Source organism: Streptomyces javensis (assembly GCF_039525925.1).
In the GTDB taxonomy this organism is placed as follows: domain Bacteria; phylum Actinomycetota; class Actinomycetes; order Streptomycetales; family Streptomycetaceae; genus Streptomyces; species Streptomyces asiaticus.
Map to the genome: position 1 here is coordinate 1 of NZ_BAAAIF010000105.1, position 23,085 is coordinate 23,085.

Genomic DNA, 23,085 nt, shown 5'->3' on the forward strand with positions numbered 1-23,085 from the left:
CTGTGACCGGGTGCTGTGGCTGGAGAAGGGCGAACTGCTGATGGACGGCCCGACCGACGAGGTCATCAAGGCGTACGAGAAGGAGACCGGCAAGTAGGTTCCGCCCGGGCGCCGCCCGACCAGGGCCCCCACTCGGCAGGCCGGAACGCACTAGCACATTCATACGAAACTCCGCAGCTCCGACACAAGATGTGGGGGTGCGTGCGTCGACCAACACAAGATGTATGCTCGTCCTCGCTGTCGCCGCAGGGGAATCCGGTGGGAATCCGGAACTGTCCCGCAACGGTGTACGTGTGCGCTCAATTCGGCGCGCCGTGAGTCCGAGCACCTGCCGACGGCCCTGTGAACACGTCCCCCGGCCTCGAGGGTTGGGCCGATGGACGCTGCGTGGTGTGCCTGGCGTACGAGGAGTGCGGCACCGGCATGCCCGTACGCGACCGTCGCACCACCCCTCGCGGCTTAGGGCCTGTCCGGAGGCCCTAACCCAGCGAAGGAGAGCACCTCAGTGACCATCGCGCCCGCCGATCCGGTTTCAGCGCAGGCGGCTTCTCAGGCAGCGGACGACGCGCCCGGGACCGCCCTGCTACGGACTCTTACCGGACTCACCGCCGACCTGCCCGCCACCGACCCCGGCAAGGTCGCGGCCGCCGCCCTGCGCGGCCGTCATCCCGGCTCGGACGAGGCGGAGTTGCGTGCCCTCGCGACCGAGGCGGCGGCCGGGCTGATCGCCGAGGAGCCCGAGTACTCGCGGCTCGCGGCGCGGCTGCTGGCGCTGACCATCACGGAGGAGGCGGCCGGGCAGGGCGCGGTCTCCTTCTCGTCCTCCGTCCGGGTCGGCCACCGCGAGGGCCTGCTCGCCGACTCCACCGCGGAGTTCGCCGCCGCCCACGCCGAGCGGCTGGACGCGCTGGTGGAGCGGGCGCTGGCCGACGGCGCCGACAACCGCTTCGGCTACTTCGGGCTGCGCACCCTCTACAGCCGCTATCTGCTGCGCCACCCCATCACCCGTCAGGTGATCGAGACCTCGCAGCACTTCCTGCTGCGCGTGGCCTGCGGGCTCGCCGAGAACCTCTCGGAGCGGGCGCTGGACGACGTGGCCGAGCTCTACCGGCTGACCAGCACGCTGTCGTACCTGCCGAGCTCCCCCACGCTGTTCAACTCCGGCACCCGGCATCCGCAGATGTCGTCCTGCTATCTGCTGGACTCCCCGCTGGACGAGCTGGACTCGATCTACAACCGCTACCACCAGGTGGCGCGGCTGTCGAAGCACGCGGGCGGCATCGGCCTGTCCTACTCCCGCATCCGGGCCCGCGGTTCGCTGATCCGGGGCACCAACGGGCACTCCAACGGCATCGTGCCGTTCCTGCGCACGCTCGACGCCTCGGTGGCCGCCGTCAACCAGGGCGGCCGGCGCAAGGGCGCGGCCTGTGTCTACCTGGAGACCTGGCACGCGGACCTCGAGGAGTTCCTGGAGCTGCGGGACAACACCGGCGAGGAGGCCCGCCGCACCCACAACCTCAACATCGCCCACTGGATCCCGGACGAGTTCATGCGCCGGGTCGAGGCGGATGCCGACTGGTCGCTGTTCTCCCCGGCCGACGCGCCCGCTCTGGTGGACCTATGGGGCGAGGAGTTCGACGCCGCCTACCGCAGGGCCGAGGCCGAGGGGAAGGCCGTCAAGCAGGTCCCGGCGCGCCAGCTGTACGCCCGGATGATGCGCACCCTCGCGCAGACCGGCAACGGCTGGATGACGTTCAAGGACGCCGCCAACCGCACCGCCAACCAGACCGCCGAGCCCGGCAGGGTCGTCCACTCCTCCAACCTCTGCACCGAGATCCTGGAGGTCACGAACGACGGCGAGACCGCCGTGTGCAACCTCGGCTCGGTCAACCTCGCCGCGCACCTGGGCGAGGACGGGCAGCTGGACTGGGAGCGGCTGGACGCCACCGTCCGCACCGCCGTGACCTTCCTCGACCGCGTGGTGGACATCAACTTCTACCCCACGGAGGAGGCCGGGGCCTCCAACTCCCGCTGGCGCCCGGTGGGTCTGGGCCTCATGGGGCTCCAGGACGTCTTCTTCCGGCTGCGGCTGCCGTTCGACTCGCCCGAGGCCACGGCGCTCTCCACGCGGATCTCCGAGCGCATCATGCTCGCCGCTTACGAGGCGTCCTGCGAGCTCGCCGAGCGCCACGGCCCGCACCCCGCCTGGGCCGAGACCCGCACCGCGCGCGGTGTGCTGCACCCGGACCACTACCCGGACGCGGTGGCCACCTGGCCGGAGCGCTGGGAGGCGCTGCGCGCGCGGATGGCGAAGTCCGGGATGCGGAACTCGCTGCTGCTGGCGATCGCGCCCACCGCGACCATCGCCTCCATCGCGGGCGTCTACGAGTGCATCGAGCCGCAGGTCTCCAACCTCTTCAAGCGCGAAACGCTGAGCGGGGAGTTCCTCCAGGTCAACTCCTATCTGGTGGACGACCTCAAGAAGCTGGGCGTCTGGGACACCCAGACCCGTGAGGCGCTGCGCGAGTCCAACGGCTCGGTCCAGGACTTCTCCTGGGTGCCGGCGGACGTACGGGAGCTGTACCGCACGGCGTGGGAGATCCCGCAGCGCGCCCTGATCGACATGGCGGCGGCCCGCACCCCGTACCTCGACCAGAGCCAGTCGCTGAACCTCTTCATGGCCTCGCCGACCATCGGCAAGCTCAGCTCGATGTACGCGTACGCCTGGAAGCGCGGCATCAAGACCACGTACTACCTGCGCTCGCGTCCGGCCACCCGGATCGCCCAGAGCGCCCGGGGCGGCGCCGCCGCGGCCGCCACCCCCACCGTCACCGTTCCCTCGCAAGCGGCCCCGGCCGAGGCCGACGCGATCGCCTGCTCCCTGGAAAACCCCGAGTCCTGCGAGGCCTGCCAGTAATGCCCACCGCATCCGAGATGACCACCGTGAACACCGCGGCGGACCACGTCAAGAACCTGCTCGACCCGGGCTTCGAGCTGACCCTGCGGCCGATGCGGTACCCGCAGTTCTACGACCGGTACCGTGACGCGATCAAGAACACCTGGACCGTGGAGGAGGTCGACCTCCACTCCGACGTCGCCGACCTCGCCAAGCTCTCCCCCGGCGAGCAGCATCTGATCGGCCGTCTGGTCGCCTTCTTCGCGACCGGCGACTCGATCGTGGCCAACAACCTGGTGCTGACGCTCTACAAGCACATCAACTCCCCCGAGGCGCGGCTGTATCTGTCGCGGCAGCTCTTCGAGGAGGCGGTGCACGTCCAGTTCTATCTGACCCTGCTGGACACCTACCTCCCCGACCCGGACGACCGCGCCGCGGCCTTCGCCGCCGTCGAGAACATCCCCTCCATCCGGGAGAAGGCGGAGTTCTGCTTCCGCTGGATGGACTCGGTGGAGAAGATCGAGCGGCTGGAGACCAAGGAGGACCGCCGCCGCTTCCTGCTCAACCTGATCTGCTTCGCGGCCTGCATCGAGGGGCTGTTCTTCTACGGCGCCTTCGCCTACGTGTACTGGCTCCGCTCGCGCGGGCTGCTGCACGGCCTGGCGACGGGCACCAACTGGGTGTTCCGCGATGAGTCGATGCACATGGAGTTCGCCTTCTCGGTCGTGGACACCGTCCGCGAGGAGGAGCCGGACCTCTTCGACGACGAGCTCCAGCGGCAGGTCACCGACATGCTGAAGGAGGCCGTCGACGCGGAGCTCCAGTTCGCCCGCGATCTGTGCGGGGACGGGCTGCCGGGCATGAACACCGCGTCGATGCAGGAGTATCTGGAGTGCGTGGCCGACCAGCGCCTCCAGCGGCTCGGCTTCGCACCGGTCTTCGGCTCGGAGAACCCGTTCTCCTTCATGGAGCTCCAGAACGTCCAGGAGCTGACGAACTTCTTCGAGCGGCGCGCGTCGGCGTATCAGGTCGCGGTCGAGGGGTCGGTCGCGTTCGACGACGACTTCTGATGCTCATGGGGCCGGGCCGGATCCTGAGGGATCCGGCTGGCCCTGTGAGGCAGGACACACTCAGTCGTTGGGCACCGTCTCATAGCGGGCGGTGCCCTCGGCCATCTGCTTCAGCACATCCTTACGGTCGCGCTTGGAGAGCCGGTCGATGTAGAGGTAGCCGTAGAGGTGGTCGGTCTCGTGCTGGAGGCAGCGCGCGAAGTAGCCGGTGCCGCGCACGGCGATCGGCTCGCCGTCGAGGTCCTGGCCACGCGCCACCGCGTAGTCGGGGCGGGCCAGCTCCGCGTAGGCCGTGGGGACCGACAGGCAGCCCTCGTTGGAGTCGTCCAGCACCCGGCGGTCGGCGGGCAGCTCCTCCAGGACCGGGTTGCACACCACGCCCACATGGCGAACGCCCTCGTCGTCCATGCAGTCGTAGACGAAGACCTTGAGGTCGACACCGATCTGGTTGGCGGCCAGGCCCACGCCCTCCGCCGCCCGCTGGCTGGCGAACATGTCGTCGACGAGCCGCGCCAGCTCCTCGTCGAACACGGTCACGTCCCGGCACTCCTTGTGCAGGACCGGGTTGCCGTACACGGTGATCGGGCGGGCGGTGCCGCGCTCGCGGAAGGCCCGCTCACGCTCCTCGCAGTCCTCCGTGTCCACGATGAACTCGTCGTCCACCCGCTGCTTCGTCCCTTGCTGCGACATCGTCCGCCGTATGCCTTCCTTCAACCGTGATGCGTCGCCCTACAGGGTACGGGCACCGCGCGGCGGGGTGCGGCGCGCTTACGCGGTGTGACGGGCCGCTGGCGGATCTTTCCCCCTCCCCGCCCCTTCCCGCAGCACCGATATGCGGCCCCACCGCGTGGCAGGGGCTCCGCCCCTGGGCCCGGGGTCCGGGACGCAGCCCCGATCCGGAGTGTGAGGCGGACCCCAGTCCGGGGTCCGGGGTCTGGGCGGACCGCTCCGGGGTCTGGGCGGAGCCCCGGGCCGGGTCTGGGCGGAGCCCCCGCCCAAGGCCCAGGGTCCGGGACGCAGCCCCGGCCCGGGGTCTGGAGCGAAGCCCTGGCCCAGGGTCGGTTGCGTCCTTGGAAGTGGTGTACCGGGTTCCGCCTGATCCGGGGGTTTTCCTCGGCGTCGGGATGAGGGCCCGGATAGACAGACGGCCATCGGCTGATCCTTCGAGAACGACGAAGATCTTGAAGGAGATCAGCACGATGACCGCACCTGACAGTGTGCCTCTGCACGCCCTGACCGAGGACAATCTCGCTTCGGCGAGTCCGGATCTGCTCCGCGCGATGATCAAAACATTCGCTGACGCCCTGATGTCCGCCGAGGCCGATGCCGTATGCGGGGCCGAGTACGGCCAGGTCAGCGAGGAGCGCGTCAACCACCGCAACGGCTACCGCCCGCGCGAGTGGGACACCCGGGCCGGCACGGTCGAACTCGCCATCCCCAAGCTCCGGCAGGGCAGCTACTTCCCCAGCTGGCTGCTGGAACGGCGCCGCCGGGCCGAGCAGGCCCTGGTCTCGGTGGTCGCAACCGCCTACGTGCTGGGCGTCAGCACCCGGCGAGTGGAGAAGCTCGCCGCCTCCCTCGGAGTAACCCAACTGTCGAAATCCCAGGTGAGCGCGATGGCCAAACACCTGGACGAGCAGGTCGCAGCCTTCCGTAACCGGCCCCTGGACCAGGGCCCCTACACCTTCCTGTGGGTCGACGCGCTGACCCAGAAGGTCCGCGAGGGCGGCCGCATCATCAACGTGCACGCGCTGATCGCGGTCGGCGTCAACGCCGACGGCCAGCGCGAGATCCTCGGCCTGGACGTGGCCACCGCCGAGGACGGCGCCGGCTGGCTGGCATTCCTCCGCTCCCTGATCGCCCGCGGACTGACCGGCGTCCAGCACGTCATCTCCGACGCACACACCGGACTCGTCGACGCCGTCGGCGCTGTCCTGCCCGGCGCCTCCTGGCAGCGCTGCCGCACCCACTACGCCCGCAGCCTGCTCTCCCAGGTGCCCAAAACCGCCCAGCCGTGGGTGGCCACCCTGCTGCGGACCGTCTTCGAACAACCCGACACCGACGCTGTCCACGCACAGATGAAACACGTCCTGGACGCGCTGGAAGCCAAGTTCCCCAAGGCCGCCGAGCACCTGGACGCCGCCCAGCACGACCTGCTGGCGTTCACTTCCTTCCCCTACGAGATCTGGCGGCAGATCTGGTCCAACAATCCCCAGGAGCGTTTGAACAAGGAGATCCGCCGGCGCACCGATGTCGTGGGGATCTTCCCCGACCGAACCGCCGTGATCCGCCTGATCGGAGCCGTACTGGCCGAACAGAACGACGAATGGACCGAAGCCCGCCGCTACATGGGCCGCGAACTTCTCGCCAAGGCCCGCCTCCACCCGATCGAGTCAGAAACCGACGAACCCGACCTGCCCACCGAACTCACTGCATAGCCTCAACAACGGATCACCGAGGGGCCGTCGATACACCACTCCAGCGGACGTGACCCCAGGGTCCGGGGGCTGGGGCGGAGCCCCAGTTTCGGGAAGGGGCGGGGAGGGGGCAAGCCCGCCGCAGGCGCCACGATCCGCCGGACCCCCTAGGACCACCAACGCGGCCGCCAGCCGCCAGGCGGTCAGCAGACCTCTTCCAGATCCCGCCACTCACGCGTATCCGGACTGTCCGCGACCCACCCGTCCAACAACCCCCGCACCAACCCCCCAGGCGCCGCGATCCCGCATTCGCGCTCAGGAACCCACAGCGAGCCCGAGCCCGCCATACGGTGGCCCAGCGGCCCGGGATGGCCGGGTTCGCTGTGGTCATGGGGGTCCAGATGCTCGCCCTCGCCCTCGTCGCTGGGCATCCGGCTCTCCGAGCAGGAGCGGCACAGCAGCCGCACCGACGACGACCAGTCCTCGGCCGCGAACCCCGCGTCCGCCGCGAGCCGCTCCAGGGCGTCCCGGTCGGCCTCGGTGGCCGCCTCCAGCAGCACCACCCAGGTCGGCACCGGGGACGGCGCCCACAGCTCGATCTCGTCGAAGACCGGGTACGTGGGGCCCGCGGAGGTCACCCGCTCACCGTGCGGCACGCCGTCGTGCAGTACCACCTCGCCCCAGCGCCGCCCGGACGACGGCAGCGGGATGGACAGCACCTCGAGCCGGGCCGGGTCCAGCCGGCGGCCCCAGACCACCTCGGCCTCGCCCTCCGGGGACAGCCGCACCGCCGCGCTGCCCAGCTCCATGCCGAGCGGCTCACCGGACGCGGACGCCTCTCCGGGCACCTTCAGCCCGTACGCCTGCCAGGCGCGGCGGGCCAGCGGCCAGTCCTGGAGCGCGGTGGCCGCGATCCCCACGTTCCACCAGTCCGGAGCGCCCGTCGCGCGGTCCAGCAGCGCGACCGCCCGGAGCCCCGCGGCGCGCGCCTGCTCCCAGTCGTGCCGGAACTTGTGCAGCAGCGCCAGGTTGAACCAGGACTCCGACAGCCACGGCTCCAGGTCGGCGGCGCGGGTCAGCAGCGCGCCCGCGTCCTCGTACCGGCCGTCGCCGATGAGCGTGAACGCACGGTCCGTGGCCTGCCGCCATGAGGCGGACGGCCGGTGCCGTACCTTGCCGAAGATCTTCACGATTCCCGCCTGCCGGTATCGAAGTCGTCCCGTACCAGATGCCTTCGCGGACGGCGTCGCCCTCCCTTGAAGACAACCTGCCACACATTCGCGGACATCTCAGCCCGACCCCTCACGCTGCGGCCGGGATGCGACGCCCACCACACCTCCTTGCCACCGGCCATCTGGCCTGGCACCCCTCTCCTCGCATCCAACCATGCCCCTCGGGAGCCCCGCTCATTACCGGCGAGTTATCCGTGCTCACCGGGGGCGGCCGTAAACCCCGCGCGACAGCACCGTGGCGAGCGCCTCGACCACGACCGGGTCGAAGTCGCGCGCCGTGGCCAGCCGCAGCCGCTCCAGGGCGCGCAGCGCGGCCACCCCGGCCGCGCCCTCGGCCGCGGGCCCGCTCACCAGCTCGGTGTACGCGTTCACCGCGCGCACGATACGCGCGGCGAGCGGCTGCTCGCGGTACGGGTCCGCCTGGCGCTCCACGACGAGCGCCACCTCGGCGGGTACCCCGGTCTGGCGCACCACAGCGCCGCCGAGCAGCGCGATTTTGGGCTGCTCGGCGGCGGGCAGCGGTTCGGTGGCCCCCGCGGGCACCGGATCCACCAGCGACAGCTGGCCGATGTCGTGCATCAGCGCCGCGTATTCCAGCACGGTCAGCCGGGGCTCGGAGAGGCCCAGCTCACGCCCCACGGCCCGGCTGAGCCCGGCCACCTCGCGGGCGTGGCCCGTCGGGGTGTACCCGGCTATCTCGGTCGCTCTGGCCAGGGAGGCGATGGTCTGGCGGTAGGTGGCCCGTATCCCGGCGTAGCGGCGGTAGGAGTACTGGATCAGCAGCAGCGGCACCGCCAGCACCGGCACCGGCCACAGCCCGGCGACGGCCACGGTGAGCGCCATCACGGCCGCGGTCGCGCACACCGCCGCCCCGACCCCGGGCAGCGACCGCAGCTCGTCGCGGAGGAGCGGCCCGTAAGGCCAGCCGGTACGGGCGCGGGCGAGGGCGGCGGCCAGGACGGCGTCGCACAGGGCGGTCAGGGCCAGCAGGGCGAGCAAATAGCCGACGATGAACGGGCCGTGGCCGAGCCAGTCGGCCAACCGGCCGGTCCGGTGCAGCGGTTGGAAGCAGACGGCGGCGAACGCGGCGGTCAGCACCCGGCGGGCGGTGTGCCCGGGGTCGACCGGGCAGCCGAGCGCGAGCGGCGCCACCAGCCCGGCGAGCGACGCGGCCACGACGACGGTGACCACCTGGAGGACGCCGTGGGCGGCGGGCTCCCCGCCGAGCCGCCCGAGCAGGGCGTATCCGAGGGCGCCGACGGCGGCGAGGGGCGCGGGCTCACCGCGCGGATCGGGCACTCCCCCACCGCCGTCCGGCAGCGCGGGCGGCGCCTCGACGCACCGGATCGCCTCCCCGACGGCGATGAGCGCCCCGAAGGCCAGCGCCGCCTCCGCCTGCCGCACCCCGTGCCACTCGGTCCACACCAGCGCCACCACGGCAAGCGCCCCCGCCGCGCCATACACGGCGACGACCGTAAGGCCGCCATAACGCCCCCGGGATATCCGCTCCCGCCCCTCCTCCCGTGCGGCGGCGGTCTCGGCCCGCTGACGGCGGGCCCGGTGAAGGGCGCGGGCCTGCCGCTCGGCGAGCCGGGCGAAAGCCCGGGGGGTGGCCGCTCCCGAGGTGGGACGGACCGCCCTGGCAGGCCACTGAGCCGCACTTTCGTCCCGATCACGCGGCCCGGACCGCCCCGGCTCGCCGGGCTCGCCTCCAGCCGAGGCGACTGGGGTTTCCCCGGGCCCCCCGCCGGCGGGCCGGGGGCCCCGATCGGAGCCATGACGGCCCGAGGCGCCCGTACCGCCACTGACTCTGCCCGACGCGTCCGGGGCTTCCCCGACCCCCGCGTCGGCCGGACCGACGTCAGACCGGGGGGCCCGGCCGGGACCGGGGCGACCCGGGGCACGCGGCCCGCCCCCGGCCAAGGTCTCCGAAGCGCCTCCAGACCCCCCGTCGACCGGACCGACGTCAGACCGGGGGCTCCCACCAGGACCGGGACGGCCCGGGGCGCCCGGCCCGCCCCCGGCCAAGGTCTCCGAAGCGCCTCCAGACCCCCCGTCGGCCGAACCGGGAGCGGACCGGTCAGGACCGGGGCGACCCGGGGCGCCCAGCCCGCCCCTGGCCAAGGTCTCCGGGGCTTTCCCGGGCCGCGCGTCGGCCGGGCCGGGGGCGGGCTCCGGGGTTCCGGCTGAATCGTTCGTGCCGGGCGGGGTGGGGTCCTCGGCGGGGGTCATGGGCCACCGCCGGGGGCGCCCGCGGTGGGGTGGGGGCCGTCGGGGGCGTCCGACGCGGCCGCGCGTACCAGGGGTGGGGCGGGCTCTGCCGGGACGTTTCCGCGCTCCTCAGGGGCGTCCGCGGTGACCGCCGCGTGCCAGCCGTGGCGGTCCAGGGCGCGGGTGAGGGCCCCCACCATGCGGGGGTCGAACTGCGAGCCCGCGCACCGTTGCAGCTCCGCCACGGCCGTGGGCACGGGCCGGGCCCTGCGGTACGTACGCGTCGAGGTCATCGCGTCGAAGGCGTCCGCCACCGCGACCACCCGGGCGAACTCCGGGATCTGCGCCCCGGCGAGCCCGTACGGATAGCCGCTGCCGTCCAGCCGCTCATGGTGGTGGAGGATCGCGGCCCGCGCCTCGCCCAGGAAGCCGATGCCGCGCACCATCTCGTCGCCGTACTCGGGGTGCAGCTCGATCACCCGGCGCTCCTCGGGCGTCAGCGGACCGTTTTTGCGCAGCAGCCGGGTGGGGACGCCGAGCTTGCCGACGTCGTGGAGGATGCCCGCGATCCGTACCGCCTCCAGCCGGTCGCCGCTCATGCCCAGCTCGCGGGCGATCATCGCGGAGGCGCGGCCGACACGCTCGCTGTGGCCCCGGGTGTAGCGGTCCTTGATGTCGACCGCCTGGACCAGGGCCCGGATGGTGGCCTGGTGGGCGGCGCTCTCGCGGCGGTAGAGCACGAAGCCGCAGGCGCAGACGTACATCGGCAGCAGCACGAGCAGGGCCGCCGCCGGTCCGTAAGGGCTGCGCCAGAGCACCGCCATGGCCAGCCCGGCGGGCCCGTGCACCAGATACGGGGCGAGGGCGCCGGGCAGCCGCCCCCACCAGGCGGCGCGCGGCGACTGCCGCTCGGCGGTGACCAGCACCCCGCCCTCCAGCGCGGTGGCGGTCAGGCCCAGGACGAGCGCCGCGGCCACGGCGGCCGCCAGGGCGTACGGAAAGCCGGGCGCTCCGGACGACGCCTGCCCAGCCGCGGCCTGGGCGCCGTCGCCGAGGGCCCAGAGGGCGCCGAGGGTCCCGGGGCCGTCCAGGGCCGCGAAGGCGCACGAGGCGGCCCAGACGGCCAGCGAGAGCCGTGCGGCGCGCCAGGCCCGCCGCGCCCCGGCCGGGGGCCGCTCGACGCGGGCGAGCAGCGCACCGGGCACGGCGACCAGCGCCGCGGCGGCGGGCGGCAGCAGAAAAGCCCCGGCCAGAAGGACGGGGCTGCACCATTCGGGCCAGCGGCCGCGAACCCTGGAGCCGACCGCGTGCACCGCGGCGAGCAGGGCGGTCGTGGCCCAGGGGACGGCCGTTCCGGGCCGTACGGCCGGGGCGGCGCAGTACGCCCCGGCGAGCACGGCGCACAGGACATAGGCGCGCGCGCCGTGGGGAAGTGCCCGCACGGTGTCCTCCTCCCCATCCATGGCCATTGCGCCGCCCCCTCGGGCGGGGCGGGTCAGGTGGTTGGGGAGCTTAGGACGAGGCGGGGCGTCTGGGATCGGAGGGACTGTCCGATTACACCCCTTCGAGTGATGATCTGATCACCGAAGGTGGGAATGAGAACGCGCCAACTCGATTGGCGTTCGACCGGGGATCCGCTGGGGCCGGAGCCCCGGGGTCACTCGGGCCCGGGCCCCGGGGTCACTCCTGGGCGCTGCTCGGCGCGTTACCCGGCGCGCTGCTCGGCGCGTTCGTCTCCGTCGTGATCTCGCGCTCCGGCACCGCCTGCCCGGAGCGGATCAGCTCGATCCGCCCCATGACCTTCGACCGGAGGTCGGTGGGCACGTCGTCATGGCCGCAGCACCGCTTGACGAGCTTCTTCACGGCCTTCTCGAGACCGTACTTCTCCAGGCACGGAGAGCACTCGTCGAAGTGCACCTCGAACTTGGCGCAGTCGCCGTCCGGCATCTCGTGGTCGAGGAACTCGTAGAGGTGGTCGAGAACCTCGGAGCAGTCCGTCTCATGCGGCTCTCCGCAGCTCATGAGTCCGCGCCTTTCCGATCGTGCGACTCGTCCGCCGCGGCGCCCGCGCCGGCCGGGACCAGCCCGCGCCCACGGGCGTAGTCCTCCAGCAGACCGCGCAGCTGGCGGCGCCCACGGTGCAGCCGGGACATCACCGTACCGATGGGTGTACCCATGATGTCCGCGATCTCCTTGTAGGCAAAGCCCTCGACGTCCGCGAGATAGACCGCGATGCGGAACTCCTCGGGGATGGCCTGAAGGGCCTCCTTGACATCGGAGTCGGGCAGGTGGTCGAGGGCCTGCGACTCGGCGGAGCGCAGACCGGTCGACATATGCGACTCGGCGCGCGCGAGCTGCCAGTCCTCGATCTCCTCGGCCGCACTGCGCTGGGGCTCCCGCTGCTTCTTGCGGTACGAGTTGATGAAGGTATTGGTCAGGATGCGGTACAGCCACGCCTTGAGGTTGGTGCCCTCGCGGAACTGGTGGAAGGACCCGTACGCCTTGGCGTAGGTCTCCTGCACGAGGTCCTCGGCGTCAGCCGGGTTACGCGTCATCCGCAGCGCGGCCGAGTACATCTGGTCCAAGAAGGCAAGGGCATCCCGCTCGAAGCGCGCGTTCCGCTCCGAGGACGACTCCTGCGACCGCTCGACCGGCTCTCCCTCGGTCACGCCGTCGGTACCTGCGTCGGTCCCAGTGACCTGACCCACCTCCTCCAGCTTCGTGTCGGGTCCGGATGTGGACCCGCTGGAATCGGAGAATAGACGACGATCCGGTGCGCCCGCCGCTTCGATCTTCACGGCCTGCGCCGCCCCCAGCTGAGACCAGTCCAGGTCAGCGGCGCGTGGACGGGCCGGGCAAGCAAGCGAACCCATGCGGGGGACTCCCTTTCCTCGTAATCCGCGTGTCAGTGCCTCTTACACGGTGAGTACCGACAGCCCGTTCAACACGGATCCCGCCCGTCGCATTCCCGCCCCGTCCCCGCCCCGGCGCCCCTGGCCAGGGCGGGGACGCCGGGCCCGGGGCGCCGGGGCGGGGCTCAGCGGTCGGCGACGGCGACGGCGATGACGATGGCGACGGCGACGGCGACGGCGATCAGCCCAGGGCGCGCGGCAGCCAGTCGGTGACGGCCCCGGTGATCAGGGCGAGCGCCGCGGGCTCGTCGAGGTCCGCCGACTTCGGCAGGCCGAAGACGTGGTCGCCGTACGGCACCTCCACGAGCTCCATGGCCGCGGGCAGCTCGGGGAACTCCTCCGGGCGCCCGAACGGGTCCCGGCCGCCCTGGACGATCAGCGTCGGCACGCCCGTGGCCAGCAGCTCCTCGGCCCGGGACCGCTCCGGCTTGCCCGGCGTGTGCAGCGGGAAGGACAGCGCCAGCACGGCCTTCGCGCCCAGCTCCGTCGCGGTCCGGCAGGCCACCCGCGCCCCGGCGCTGCGGCCGCCCGCCACGATCGGCAGCCCGGCCTTCTCCAGCGCGGGCCATACGGCACGCCATCCGGTGTCGAGGGTCGAGGGCGCGGGCGCGATCTTCTTGCCCGCCACCCGCCACGGCTGCTCGACCAGCGCGACGCTCACCCCGATCCCGGGGAGCGCCCCGGCCAGCGCGCGCAGGTCCCGCGCCTCGATGCCCCCGCCGGCGCCATGACTGGCGGCCAGCAGGGCATGGGCGCCTGGGGCGTGGTGCCAGGTGATCCGGGCGTCCCCGGCCGGGGTCGCCACCATCTCGGTGGTGACCTGAGACTCATCCGTCTTCTTCGCGGCCATCAGAACAGCGTGCCCTCCTCCGGGGCCTCGAGCTCCTCGAGCAACTCGGGGCCGTTGTTACGGACATCACTCACCCCGGTGGCCACCGGGTACGCCCGCAGCAGCCCGGAGGGCGGCGGCGCCAGCAGCGGCAGCAGGTCGTCGGGGTCGGTGCGGCCCGGGTCCAGCCAGGAGGCCCAGCGGTCCTCGGTGAGGACCAGCGGCATCCGCGGGTGGATCTCGGCGAGCGAGCCAGGGCCCTCGTCCCGGGCCGCGCCCCCGAAGGGCTCCTTGTCCGCCTCGGTGGTGATCACCGTGCAGGTCACCCACCACGCCCGGGGGTGTTCGTCCGGCAGCGTCCGGTCCCGCCAGAACTCGTACAGCCCGGCCATGGCCATCACCGAGCCGTCCACCGGGGTCACGAAGTACGGCTGCTTGCGGGGCCGCTTCCGCTTGCCCTTCTCCTCCAGCTGCCGCTCCCCCGCCGCGGTGACCCACTCGTAGTAGCCGTCGGCGGGCAGGATGCAGCGCCGCGAGGCGAACGGGCGCCGGTAGGACGGCTTCTCGTGCACGGTCTCGGCCCGTGCGTTGATCATCTTGGCGCCGCCCTCGGGGGACTTCGCCCAGGACGGCACCAGCCCCCACTTCAGCGCCCTCAGCTGGCGAACCGGGCGCGGTTCGGCGGCGTCCTTAAGGGGGCGTTCGAGCACCGCGTACACGTCCTTGGTGGGCGCGACGTTCCAGTCCGGCGCCAGAGTCTCCTCCGGCTCCCACTTCTCCACTCCGAAGAGCCCGACGAGATCCTCCGGCCTCCGGCTCGCTGCGTATCGACCGCACATAGGTGCCACACTGCCACGACCCCTACCGACGCGAGGAGCCGCCCGCACATGGACGCAACGAACGCCGCCGATCTGTGGGACCGGGTGACCGGCGCCCAGCCCGACCCCACCACCTGGCTGGTCGTCTCCACCGGCGTGATCGCGTTCGCGGTCGTGGTCTTCCGCACGGCGTGGCGGATAGCCCGTAACGCCATCACCATCGCCCACGAGGGCGGCCACGCCGTGGTCGCCCTGCTCAGCGGGCGGCGGCTGGACGGCATACGGCTGCACTCGGACACCTCGGGGCTGACCGTCTCGCGCGGCAAGCCCACGGGCCTGGGCATGATCCTCACCGCGGCGTCCGGCTACACCGCCCCCTCCCTGCTGGGCCTCGGCGGCGCCTGGCTGCTGGCGGCGAACCACATCACCCTGCTGCTGTGGGGGACGACGGCGCTGCTGGTCGCGATGCTGGTGATGATCCGCAACGCCTATGGCGTCCTTACGGTCGTCATCAGCGGGGCCGCCTTCTTCCTCGTCTCCTGGCTCACCGGGCCGGACGTCCAGGCGGGGTTCGCGTATGCCGTGGTGTGGTTCCTCCTCCTGGGGGGCGTGCGTCCGGCCTTCGAGCTCCAGCGCAAGCGCCGTCACGGCGGCGCGTACGACTCCGACCCCGACCAGCTCGCCCGGCTGACGGGCATTCCGGCCGGCGCCTGGCTGCTGCTCTTCCACGTGGTCTCGCTGTGTTCGCTGCTCGCCGGAGGACGCTGGCTGCTGGGCCTGTGACCCCGGCCGCTGGGACCGTGCCCCCGTACGAGCGCCCGGCGCGCCACCGCCACCGCCTCATGGGCGCCTTGTAGCAGCGCCGTGTTTCGACTGGGTTTCACCACTTTCGATCAAGATTGGCACTCCGGGCGAACCACTAAAGTGAGACCCATGACCGGCATTGAGACCTCCCCGGGCGATCACACCGCCCTCTGGCCCGCTCCGACCGCCGATGGAGCGGTCGACGCGACCGTCACCGTGCCCGGATCCAAGTCGGTTACCAACCGCGGTCTGATCCTGGCCGCGCTCGCCGCCGAACCCGGCTGGCTGCGCCGCCCGCTCCGCTCCCGCGACACCCTCCTGATGGCCGCCGCCCTGCGCGCCATGGGCGTCGGGATCGAGGAGACGGTGTCCGACGGCGCCCTCGGCTCCGGCGGCCCCTCCGGCGGCGGAGAGTCCTGGCGGGTCATCCCGGCGGGGCTGCACGGCCCGGCCACCATCGACGTCGGCAACGCCGGCACCGTGATGCGCTTCCTGCCGCCGGTCGCCGCCCTGGCCGACGGCCCCGTCCACTTCGACGGCGACCCCCGCTCCCATGAGCGCCCGCTGCACGGCGTGATCGACGCGCTGCGCGCCCTCGGCGCCCGCATCGACGACGACGGCCGCGGCGCGCTGCCGATGACCGTGCACGGCGGCGGGGCGCTGGACGGCGGCCCGGTCCGCGTCGACGCCTCGTCGTCCTCCCAGTTCGTGAGCGCGCTGCTGCTGTCCGCGCCGCGCTTCAACCAGGGCGTCGAGGTGCGTCACATCGGTGCCGCGCTGCCCTCCCTGCCGCACATCCGGATGACCGTGGACATGCTGCGCGCCGCGGGCGCGCGGGTGGACACCCCGGAGGCGGGCGGCGAGCGGGGCGTCTGGCGGGTGGCGCCGAGCGCGCTGCTCGGCCGCGACCTGGTCGTCGAGCCCGATCTGTCCAACGCGGCGCCGTTCCTGGCCGCCGCCCTGGTCACCGGCGGCCGGGTGACCATCCCTGACTGGCCGGAGCGCACCACCCAGCCCGGGGACGAACTGCGCCGGATCTTCACCGAGATGGGCGGTTCCTGCGAGCTCACCGACACCGGATTGACCTTCACCGGAACGGGCCGGATCACCGGGATCGACGCCGATCTGCACGAGGTCGGCGAGCTCACCCCGGTGATCGCGGCGGTCGCGGCGCTGGCCGACTCCGAGTCGGTGCTGCGCGGCATCGCCCATCTGCGGCTCCACGAGACCGACCGGCTCGCCGCACTCGCCAAGGAGATCAACGAGCTGGGCGGGGACGTCACCGAGACCGAGGACGGCCTGCGGATCCGCCCGCGCCCGCTGCACGGCGGGATCTTCCACACCTACGAGGACCACCGGCTGGCCACCGCCGCCGCCGTCCTCGGCCTGGCCGCCGACGGCGTGCTGGTCGAGAACGTGGCGACCACCGCCAAGACCCTCCCCGACTTCCCCGGTCTGTGGACCGGCATGCTCGACGCGACGACGACCTCGGCGCGGAGATCCTGAGAGCCTGGACTCATGCGCCGCTACGGCAAGCACACCGACGAGGACGACGTTCGGATCCGCCCCAACCGCAAGGGCAACCGGCCGCGCACCAACATCCGCCCCAAACACGAGGACGCCGCCGAGGGATTCGTGCTCACGGTCGACCGCGGCCGGCTCACGGTCCTGGTCGAGGACCGCACCATCACCGCCATGAAGGCCCGCGAGCTCGGCCGTAAGGGCGTCGTGGTGGGCGACCGGGTCGCGGTCGTAGGGGATCTCTCCGGCGACAAGGACACGCTCGCCCGGATCGTCCGGGTCGAGGAGCGCTCCTCCGTGCTGCGCCGGACCGCCGACGACGACGATCCGTACGAGCGGGTGGTGGTCGCCAACGCCGACCAGCTCGCGATCGTGACCGCCCTGGCCGATCCGGAGCCGCGGCCGCGGCTGATCGACCGGTGTCTGGTGGCCGCCTTCGACGCGGGCCTGGAACCGCTGCTCGTCCTCACCAAGTCCGATCTGGCGCCCGCCGACGACATGCTGAAGACCTATGAGCCGCTCGGCGTCCCCTACGTCGTCACCAGCCGCGACGAGCTGGCCGACGGGGACGCCGCCGACCGGGTGCGGGAGCGGCTGGCGGACCGGATCACCGTCTTCGTCGGCCACTCGGGCGTGGGCAAGACGACGCTGGTGAACGCGCTGGTCCCGGACCGCCAGCGGGCCACCGGCCGGGTGAACGCGGTCACCGGCCGCGGCCGCCACACCACCACCTCCGCGCTCGCGCTGCCCCTGCCGGACGCCAAGGGGTGGGCGATCGACACCCCGGGCGTGCGGTCCTTCGGGCTGCACCACGTGGACCCGGCGCGGGTCATCCACGCCTTCCCGGACCTGGAACCGGGCACCGAGGGCTGCCCGCGCGCCTGTAGCCACGACGAGCCGGACTGCGCGCTGGACCAGTGGGTGGCCGACGGCCACGCCGAACCCGCCCGGCTCTACTCCCTGCGGCGACTGCTGGCCACCCGCGAACGACGCGAGGGCGACTAGGTCTTTCCCCTCCCCGCTACCAAGGGCTTCGCCCCTGGCCCCCGGGGCGAAGGGCGGAGCCCCACCACGCGGCGGAGCCCGCCTGGCAAGACTGCGCAAAGGGTCGGAGCCCGGCTCCCGGGGTCTGGGGCGGAGCCCCCGCTCCCGGGGTCTGGGGCGGAGCCCGGCGCCGGGGTCAGGGGTCTGGGGCGGAGCCCCGGCGCCGGGGTCTGGGGCGGAGCCCCAGTTTCGGGGAGGGGCGGGGAGGGGAGCAGCCCGCCGCAGGCGTCACGATCCCCCAGACACCCTGGGGAGCGTGTTTGCCGCTTCATCCGGGCGGTAAATGGATAATCGCATCAAGCAATCCAGGCGACCGGGGACGCCCCGGGCGACGGCAGCCCACGGCAGCACGGGAGGGCATCTCTATGGCGTGGCTGCTGGTCGTGGTCGCCGGGCTACTCGAAACCGGCTTCGCCGTCTGCCTCAAGCTTTCGCACGGCTTCACCCGCCTCTGGCCGACCATCGCCTTCTGCGCGTTCGCGCTCGGCAGCTTCGGGCTGCTGACGCTGTCCCTGAAGAAGCTCGACGTGGGGCCCGCGTACGCGGTGTGGACGGGGATCGGGGCCGCCGGGACCGCGATCTACGGCATGGTCTTCCTCGGCGACCTCGTCTCCACGCTCAAGGTCATCTCCATCACTCTGGTGATCGTCGGCGTGATAGGGCTCCAGCTCTCCGGCTCGGCCCACTGAGGTCGCCGACCCACTGAACCAACGGCCTACTGAGGCTAACGGCCTACTGAGCCCCGGCCGCCCCTCGGGCCCGCTCAGGCCAGCACGGTGCGCACCATACGGGCCACATCCGCCACCGGGGCGGACGCCACCACGTACGACAGGGCCAGCCTGGCGACCGCCTCACAGGCCAGCGGCAGCTCGACCGCGCCCGGCGGCCAGTCGCCCTCCAGCAGCCGCACCGCCCGGTCCCGCGCCTCGCCGATCAGCTCGCCGGGCGCGGGCAGCGGCTCCGGCTCCCCCGGCGGTGCCGTCCTTACGGACGTCGGCAGCCGCTCGTTCCAGCTGCCCGTGAGCACCGCCCGCACCAGCGGGTTCTCGGTCGCCGAGCGGACCGTCCACACTGCGGCGGCGGCCAGCCGCTCCCTGGGAGCCGCCGCGCCGGAGACCCCGGCCAACGCCCGCTCGACCCCGCGCAGATACGCGTCGGCCTCGCGCCGCACCAGGGCGCGGGCGAGGCCCTCCTTGCTGCCGAACTCGTTGTAGAGGGTCTGTCGGGAGACCCCTGCCGCCGCCGCGACCTCGGACATCTTCACCCTCGGCCACGGGCGGCGGTCGAGCGCGGCGAAGGCCGCGTCGAGTAAGGATTCACGCGCTGCGGGCATCGTCGCCTCCCAGAGCGGGTATCGTCGCCTCCCGGCCCGGCATGTGCCCGACAGAATTGACGGGCCGCCAGATGAAGTCAAGAGCCGCGCGCGAGCGGACCGTCCAGCCGGAGTCCCCTGGTCGTTGTGGAGTCGTGTGGCTCCGCGTCTTTTCCTGTCGATACTGTTCGGCCATGCCCGACTACCACGATGACCTGCGTCTCGCCCACGTTCTCGCCGACGCCGCCGACGCGACCACCATGGAGCGGTTCAAGGCGCTCGACCTCAAGGTCGAGACAAAACCCGATATGACGCCGGTGAGCGAGGCCGACAAGGCGGCCGAGGAGCTGATCCGCACCTCGCTCCAGCGGGCCCGGCCGCGCGACGCGGTGCTCGGCGAGGAGTTCGGCAGCGAGGGCAGCGGTCCGCGGCGCTGGGTGGTCGACCCGATCGACGGCACCAAGAACTATGTGCGCGGGGTCCCGGTCTGGGCCACCCTGATCGCCCTCATGGAGCGCGGTGAGGGCGGCGACCGGCCGGTGGTCGGCGTGGTCTCCGCACCGGCGCTGGGACGGCGCTGGTGGGCCGCCGAGGGGCTCGGGGCGTACACCGGGCGCAGCCTGTCCTCCGCAAGCCGGCTCGCGGTCTCGAAGGTGAGCAACCTCTCCGACGCCTCGTTCGCGTACTCCTCGCTCAGCGGCTGGGAGGAGCGCGGCAGGCTGAACGGCTTCCTCGATCTGACCCGCGCCTGCTGGCGCACCCGTGGCTACGGCGACTTCTGGCCGTACATGATGGTGGCCGAGGGTTCGGTGGACATCTGCGCCGAACCGGAATTGTCGCTGTGGGACATGGCGGCCAACGCGGTGATCGTCCAGGAGGCGGGCGGCCGCTTCACCGGACTCGACGGCGTACCGGGCCCGAACAGCGGCGATGCGGCGGCGTCCAATGGGCTGCTGCACGGGGTGATGCTGGACTACCTGCGGCCCTGAGGGGCCGTCCGGGGCTGACCGGAGTGTGAACCGGAGCGCGGGGCGCGCTCAGTGGCAGATCGGCTTCCGCGCGCCCTTGTTGGACTCACCGAGGCATGTGAACATGAGAATTCCAGACCTTGTGAACTTGTGAATCCTTTCTCTAATGGGACCCGGGATTCACCAAGGAGGTGGCTCCATCCATGCCCATGCACGTCCGTGACGCCATGAGCTCGGTGGTCCTCACCATCGGCCCCGCGCATACGCTCCGCCAGGCCGCCCGGCTGATGTCGGCCCGCCGGGTGGGATCGGCCATCGTGCTCGATCCCGACACCAGCGGCCTGGGGATTCTCACCGAGCGCGACATCCTCAACTCCCTGGGGGCGGGCCAGGACCCCGACCAGGAGACCGCACACGACCACACCACCGCCGATGTCGTCTTCGCCGCCCCCGGGTGGACGCTGGACGAGGCGGCCCGCGCGATGTCCCAGGGCGGCTTCCGCCATCTGGTCGTCCTCGACGCGGGCGACCCGGTCGGGGTGGTGTCGGTGCGCGACATCATCCGCTGCTGGGCCCCGGCGCCCCAGCCCGTACCGGCGTAAGCGCCCCACACCGCGCCCGGCACCCGAAGAGGCCGGAGCCCAACGGCGTCCGGCCTCTTCGGTTGATACGGCAAGCGTCCGTCAGCCGCGCAGGGCCTGGACCGCGGCCTCCAGCCGCTTGCCGTAGTCGGTGTCCGCCTTGCGGAAGTTCTCGATCGCCCGCTGTGCGATGTCATCGCGGGAGACCTTGGCGATGAACTGCGCCAGGTTCTCGATCAGGCGCTCCTTCTGGTCGTCCGACATCAGCCGGTAGAGGTTGCCCGCCTGGACGAAGTCGTCGTCCTCGGCGTGCGAGGGGGCCTCGTGGTCCCCGGTCCGGCCGGACACCGGCGACGGCTGCCACAGCGCCCGGCCGGTCTCGGCCGGACCGCCGAAGCTGTTGGGCTCGTAGTTCTTGGCGCCCGCGTGACGGCCGTCGTACAGGAAGCCGTCGCGGCCGTACGTGCGCGCCTCGGCCGCGTGCGGGCGGTTCACCGGCAGGTGGTCGGCGTTGATGCCGACGCGGTAGCGGTGGGCGTCGCCGTACGCGAACAGGCGGCCCTGGAGCATCTTGTCCGGGGACGGGCCGATACCCGGCACGAAGTGGGCGGGCGAGAAGATCGACTGCTCGACCTCGGCGAAGATGTTCCGCGGGTTGCGGTTGAGCTCCAGCTTGCCGATCTCGATCGGCGGGTAGTCCTCGTGCGGCCAGACCTTGGTCAGGTCGAACGGGTTGAAGCGGTAGTTCGCCGCGTCGGCCGCCGGCATGATCTGCACCTGCACGGTCCAGGTCGGGAAGTCGCCCCGCTCGATGGCCTCGCGCAGATCGCGCTGGTGGCTGTCCGGGTCCAGACCGGCGGTCTCGGCCGCCTCGGCGGTGGTGAGGTTCTTGATGCCCTGGTCGGTCTTGAAGTGGTACTTGACCCAGAAGACCTCGCCCGCGGCGTTGTTCCACTGGTAGGTGTGCGAGCCGTAGCCGTTCATGTGGCGGTACGAGGCGGGGATGCCGCGGTCGCCGAACAGCCAGGTCACCTGGTGGGTGGACTCGGGCGAGAGCCCCCAGAAGTCCCAGACGTTGTCCGCCTCCTGCGAGCCGGTGTACGGGTCGCGCTTCTGGGTGTGGATGAAGTCGGGGAACTTGATGGCGTCCTTGATGAAGAACACCGGGGTGTTGTTCCCGACCAGGTCGTAGTTGCCGTCCTCGGTGTAGAACTTCAGCGCGAAACCGCGCGGGTCGCGCACCGCGTCCGCCGAGCCGAGGTTGCCGGCGACCGTAGAGAAGCGCAGGAACGTCTCGGTCTGCTTGCCGACCTCGGAGAGAAACGCGGCGCGGGTGTACTTGGTCACATCCGCGGTCACGGTGAAGGTGCCGTACGCACCGGCGCCCCGCGCGTGCACGATCCGCTCCGGGATCCGCTCGCGGTTGAAGTGGGCGAGCTTCTCGATCAGATGCTGGTCCTGGATGAGGACCGGACCGCCGACGCCCGCCGTCTCGCTGTTCTGGTTGTCCGCCACCGGAGCCCCGGACTCCGTGGTCAGCGGACCAGTGATGTTGTCCTGGACCGTCACGTGCGCCTCCTGCGTGATCGCATTCTGTCCCTGGTCTGGGGCTGGCCACGATCCTACATTGGACATTGTCTAAGTCAAGAAGAGATTGAGACTCGTACCCGATCTGGTCAAGGACTCGTCCGCTGCTACCCTTGTCCTTATCTGACTGATAGGTGAATGGCATGAGTGACCTGCTGGAACGGCTCAGGGGACGCGGCTGGAGGCTGACGGCGCAGCGGCGTGTCGTCGCCGAGGTCCTCAACGGGGACCACGTGCACTACACCGCCGACGAGGTCCACGCGCTGGCGACCGAGCGACTGCCCGAGATCTCCCGCGCGACCGTGTACAACACCCTCGGCGAGCTCGTCACGCTCGGCGAGGTGATCGAGGTCAGCACGGACGGCAGAGCCAAGCGCTACGACCCGAACGCGCATCACGCGCATCAGCACCTGGTGTGCGCGCGCTGCGGCACGATCCGCGATGTCCACCCCTCCGGCGACCTGCTCGCCGATCTGCCCGCGCAGGAGCGCTACGGCTTCGCGATCTCCGCGGTCGAGGTGACGTACCGGGGGCTGTGCCCCGACTGCGCGGCCTGAGAAGTGCTCGGCCCGAGAGGGCCGTAACAGACGAAAGGCCCGGATCCTCGCGGATCCGGGCCTTCGCCGTTGGTAGCGGGGACAGGATTTGAACCTGCGACCTCTGGGTTATGAGCCCAGCGAGCTACCGAGCTGCTCCACCCCGCGTCGTTGTGTAGCAACCTTAACCCGGGGTGGACGGCGGGAGCAAACCGGTTACCGGCAAGACGCCCGGCGGCGGCTCACCGCGGCGGGCCCGGACGGGCCCGGACCGGGGTGGGCTGGGGCGGGCCGGGCCGGGCTGGGCCGGGCTGGGCCGGGCTGGGCCGGGCCTGAGCCGGGCCGGG

The 23,085-nt window shown here is 72.0% G+C and carries 20 protein-coding genes, 1 tRNA gene, 1 pseudogene and 1 riboswitch; of the genes and pseudogenes, 11 read left to right on the forward strand and 11 right to left on the reverse strand.

Translation table 11 applies throughout. From position 1 onward, the window contains the following. From ABD329_RS44640 to ABD329_RS44650, 3 genes and pseudogenes are all read left to right on the forward strand, one after another. Window positions 1-97, forward strand: a pseudogene (locus ABD329_RS44640) (ABC transporter ATP-binding protein); the annotation flags it as partial. A 127-nt stretch (window positions 98-224) separates the two neighbouring features. After that, window positions 225-350: riboswitch (cobalamin riboswitch) on the forward strand. A gap of 155 nt (window positions 351-505) precedes the next feature. After that, a complete protein-coding gene (locus ABD329_RS44645; RefSeq protein WP_198280809.1) occupies window positions 506-2,917 on the forward strand; it encodes a ribonucleoside-diphosphate reductase subunit alpha in 2,412 nt (803 codons plus the stop codon). A gap of 17 nt (window positions 2,918-2,934) precedes the next feature. Further along, the gene (locus ABD329_RS44650) at window positions 2,935-3,966 is read left to right on the forward strand and encodes a ribonucleotide-diphosphate reductase subunit beta (protein WP_246618999.1); all 1,032 of its coding nucleotides are present in this window, start codon (window positions 2,935-2,937) and stop codon (window positions 3,964-3,966) included. A gap of 60 nt (window positions 3,967-4,026) precedes the next feature. Here ABD329_RS44650 and def read toward each other — a convergent pair whose 3' ends face one another. Further along, complete coding sequence (def, locus tag ABD329_RS44655; RefSeq protein WP_198280811.1) at window positions 4,027-4,656, reverse strand: peptide deformylase; 630 nt, start codon at window positions 4,654-4,656, stop codon at window positions 4,027-4,029. Window positions 4,657-5,165: 509 nt separating this feature from the next. Between def and ABD329_RS44660 the strand changes: the two genes are divergently transcribed. Further along, window positions 5,166-6,404 carry an IS256 family transposase gene (locus tag ABD329_RS44660; RefSeq protein WP_198280812.1) on the forward strand — a complete coding sequence of 413 codons (1,239 nt, stop codon included), beginning with the start codon at window positions 5,166-5,168 and terminating at the stop codon, window positions 6,402-6,404. Window positions 6,405-6,586: 182 nt separating this feature from the next. Here ABD329_RS44660 and ABD329_RS44665 read toward each other — a convergent pair whose 3' ends face one another. The 7 genes from ABD329_RS44665 to ABD329_RS44695 all read right to left on the reverse strand — a co-directional run bounded on the left by ABD329_RS44665 (window position 6,587) and on the right by ABD329_RS44695 (window position 14,406). Beyond that, complete coding sequence (locus tag ABD329_RS44665) at window positions 6,587-7,573, reverse strand: tetratricopeptide repeat protein (RefSeq protein WP_344317974.1); 987 nt, start codon at window positions 7,571-7,573, stop codon at window positions 6,587-6,589. A gap of 240 nt (window positions 7,574-7,813) precedes the next feature. Beyond that, on the reverse strand, window positions 7,814-9,079 hold the full coding sequence (locus ABD329_RS44670; protein WP_344317976.1) for an HD-GYP domain-containing protein: 1,266 nt from the start codon (window positions 9,077-9,079) through the stop codon (window positions 7,814-7,816). 764 nt (window positions 9,080-9,843) lie between these two features. Continuing rightward, window positions 9,844-11,268, reverse strand: coding sequence for an HD-GYP domain-containing protein (locus tag ABD329_RS44675; protein ID WP_344317977.1), 1,425 nt, complete (start codon window positions 11,266-11,268; stop codon window positions 9,844-9,846). Between the two features lie 238 nt (window positions 11,269-11,506). Next, entirely contained in the window at window positions 11,507-11,848 is a 342-nt protein-coding gene (gene rsrA, locus ABD329_RS44680; RefSeq protein WP_198282032.1) for a mycothiol system anti-sigma-R factor, read from the reverse strand. Continuing rightward, entirely contained in the window at window positions 11,845-12,534 is a 690-nt protein-coding gene (locus ABD329_RS44685) for a sigma-70 family RNA polymerase sigma factor (protein WP_037952362.1), read from the reverse strand. Before ABD329_RS44685 ends, rsrA begins: the two co-directional genes overlap by 4 nt. Window positions 12,535-12,919: 385 nt before the next feature. Next, entirely contained in the window at window positions 12,920-13,588 is a 669-nt protein-coding gene (locus ABD329_RS44690) for an alpha/beta hydrolase family protein (protein WP_198281319.1), read from the reverse strand. Continuing rightward, the gene (locus ABD329_RS44695) at window positions 13,588-14,406 is read right to left on the reverse strand and encodes an SOS response-associated peptidase (protein WP_037952359.1); all 819 of its coding nucleotides are present in this window, start codon (window positions 14,404-14,406) and stop codon (window positions 13,588-13,590) included. The genes ABD329_RS44690 and ABD329_RS44695 overlap by 1 nt, the downstream gene beginning before the upstream one ends. A gap of 48 nt (window positions 14,407-14,454) precedes the next feature. Between ABD329_RS44695 and ABD329_RS44700 the strand changes: the two genes are divergently transcribed. The 4 genes from ABD329_RS44700 to ABD329_RS44715 all read left to right on the forward strand — a co-directional run bounded on the left by ABD329_RS44700 (window position 14,455) and on the right by ABD329_RS44715 (window position 18,443). Then, entirely contained in the window at window positions 14,455-15,168 is a 714-nt protein-coding gene (locus ABD329_RS44700) for a M50 family metallopeptidase (protein WP_020868553.1), read from the forward strand. 150 nt (window positions 15,169-15,318) lie between these two features. Further along, window positions 15,319-16,695, forward strand: coding sequence for a 3-phosphoshikimate 1-carboxyvinyltransferase (gene aroA, locus ABD329_RS44705; RefSeq protein ID WP_198281320.1), 1,377 nt, complete (start codon window positions 15,319-15,321; stop codon window positions 16,693-16,695). 12 nt (window positions 16,696-16,707) lie between these two features. Further along, window positions 16,708-17,715, forward strand: coding sequence for a ribosome small subunit-dependent GTPase A (gene rsgA, locus ABD329_RS44710; protein ID WP_198281321.1), 1,008 nt, complete (start codon window positions 16,708-16,710; stop codon window positions 17,713-17,715). Between the two features lie 404 nt (window positions 17,716-18,119). Further along, window positions 18,120-18,443: a DMT family transporter gene (locus ABD329_RS44715; RefSeq protein WP_046090402.1), complete on the forward strand. Its 324-nt coding sequence runs from the start codon at window positions 18,120-18,122 to the stop codon at window positions 18,441-18,443. Between the two features lie 74 nt (window positions 18,444-18,517). Here ABD329_RS44715 and ABD329_RS44720 read toward each other — a convergent pair whose 3' ends face one another. Beyond that, the gene (locus tag ABD329_RS44720) at window positions 18,518-19,087 is read right to left on the reverse strand and encodes a TetR/AcrR family transcriptional regulator (RefSeq protein WP_198281304.1); all 570 of its coding nucleotides are present in this window, start codon (window positions 19,085-19,087) and stop codon (window positions 18,518-18,520) included. Window positions 19,088-19,260: 173 nt separating this feature from the next. Here ABD329_RS44720 and hisN point away from each other — a divergent pair, with 173 nt between their 5' ends. Both hisN and ABD329_RS44730 read left to right on the forward strand, forming a co-directional pair. After that, a complete protein-coding gene (gene hisN, locus ABD329_RS44725; protein WP_198281303.1) occupies window positions 19,261-20,055 on the forward strand; it encodes a histidinol-phosphatase in 795 nt (264 codons plus the stop codon). Window positions 20,056-20,243: 188 nt separating this feature from the next. Then, entirely contained in the window at window positions 20,244-20,636 is a 393-nt protein-coding gene (locus ABD329_RS44730; RefSeq protein ID WP_198281306.1) for a CBS domain-containing protein, read from the forward strand. An 81-nt stretch (window positions 20,637-20,717) separates the two neighbouring features. On the opposite strand, the gene ABD329_RS44735 is transcribed toward ABD329_RS44730, so the two are convergent. Next, window positions 20,718-22,202: a catalase gene (locus ABD329_RS44735; RefSeq protein ID WP_198281305.1), complete on the reverse strand. Its 1,485-nt coding sequence runs from the start codon at window positions 22,200-22,202 to the stop codon at window positions 20,718-20,720. Window positions 22,203-22,345: 143 nt separating this feature from the next. Here ABD329_RS44735 and ABD329_RS44740 point away from each other — a divergent pair, with 143 nt between their 5' ends. Beyond that, window positions 22,346-22,759 carry a Fur family transcriptional regulator gene (locus ABD329_RS44740; RefSeq protein WP_198281302.1) on the forward strand — a complete coding sequence of 138 codons (414 nt, stop codon included), beginning with the start codon at window positions 22,346-22,348 and terminating at the stop codon, window positions 22,757-22,759. A 70-nt stretch (window positions 22,760-22,829) separates the two neighbouring features. On the opposite strand, the gene ABD329_RS44745 is transcribed toward ABD329_RS44740, so the two are convergent. After that, window positions 22,830-22,906 (reverse strand) — tRNA-Met (locus ABD329_RS44745). Window positions 22,907-23,085 lie beyond the last annotated feature (179 nt).

Excerpts from the sequence above, each read along its gene's own strand:
- ABD329_RS44650 (WP_246618999.1), top strand. The coding sequence starts at position 2,935 with ATGACCACCGTGAACACCGCGGCGGACCACGTCAAGAACCTGCTCGAC.
- def (WP_198280811.1), bottom strand. The coding sequence starts at position 4,656 with ATGTCGCAGCAAGGGACGAAGCAGCGGGTGGACGACGAGTTCATCGTG.
- ABD329_RS44660 (WP_198280812.1), top strand. The coding sequence starts at position 5,166 with ATGACCGCACCTGACAGTGTGCCTCTGCACGCCCTGACCGAGGACAAT.
- rsrA (WP_198282032.1), bottom strand. The coding sequence starts at position 11,848 with ATGAGCTGCGGAGAGCCGCATGAGACGGACTGCTCCGAGGTTCTCGAC.
- ABD329_RS44690 (WP_198281319.1), bottom strand. The coding sequence starts at position 13,588 with ATGGCCGCGAAGAAGACGGATGAGTCTCAGGTCACCACCGAGATGGTG.
- ABD329_RS44695 (WP_037952359.1), bottom strand. The coding sequence starts at position 14,406 with ATGTGCGGTCGATACGCAGCGAGCCGGAGGCCGGAGGATCTCGTCGGG.
- ABD329_RS44700 (WP_020868553.1), top strand. The coding sequence starts at position 14,455 with ATGGACGCAACGAACGCCGCCGATCTGTGGGACCGGGTGACCGGCGCC.
- aroA (WP_198281320.1), top strand. The coding sequence starts at position 15,319 with ATGACCGGCATTGAGACCTCCCCGGGCGATCACACCGCCCTCTGGCCC.
- rsgA (WP_198281321.1), top strand. The coding sequence starts at position 16,708 with ATGCGCCGCTACGGCAAGCACACCGACGAGGACGACGTTCGGATCCGC.
- ABD329_RS44715 (WP_046090402.1), top strand. The coding sequence starts at position 18,120 with ATGGCGTGGCTGCTGGTCGTGGTCGCCGGGCTACTCGAAACCGGCTTC.
- ABD329_RS44720 (WP_198281304.1), bottom strand. The coding sequence starts at position 19,087 with ATGCCCGCAGCGCGTGAATCCTTACTCGACGCGGCCTTCGCCGCGCTC.
- hisN (WP_198281303.1), top strand. The coding sequence starts at position 19,261 with ATGCCCGACTACCACGATGACCTGCGTCTCGCCCACGTTCTCGCCGAC.
- ABD329_RS44730 (WP_198281306.1), top strand. The coding sequence starts at position 20,244 with ATGCACGTCCGTGACGCCATGAGCTCGGTGGTCCTCACCATCGGCCCC.
- ABD329_RS44740 (WP_198281302.1), top strand. The coding sequence starts at position 22,346 with ATGAGTGACCTGCTGGAACGGCTCAGGGGACGCGGCTGGAGGCTGACG.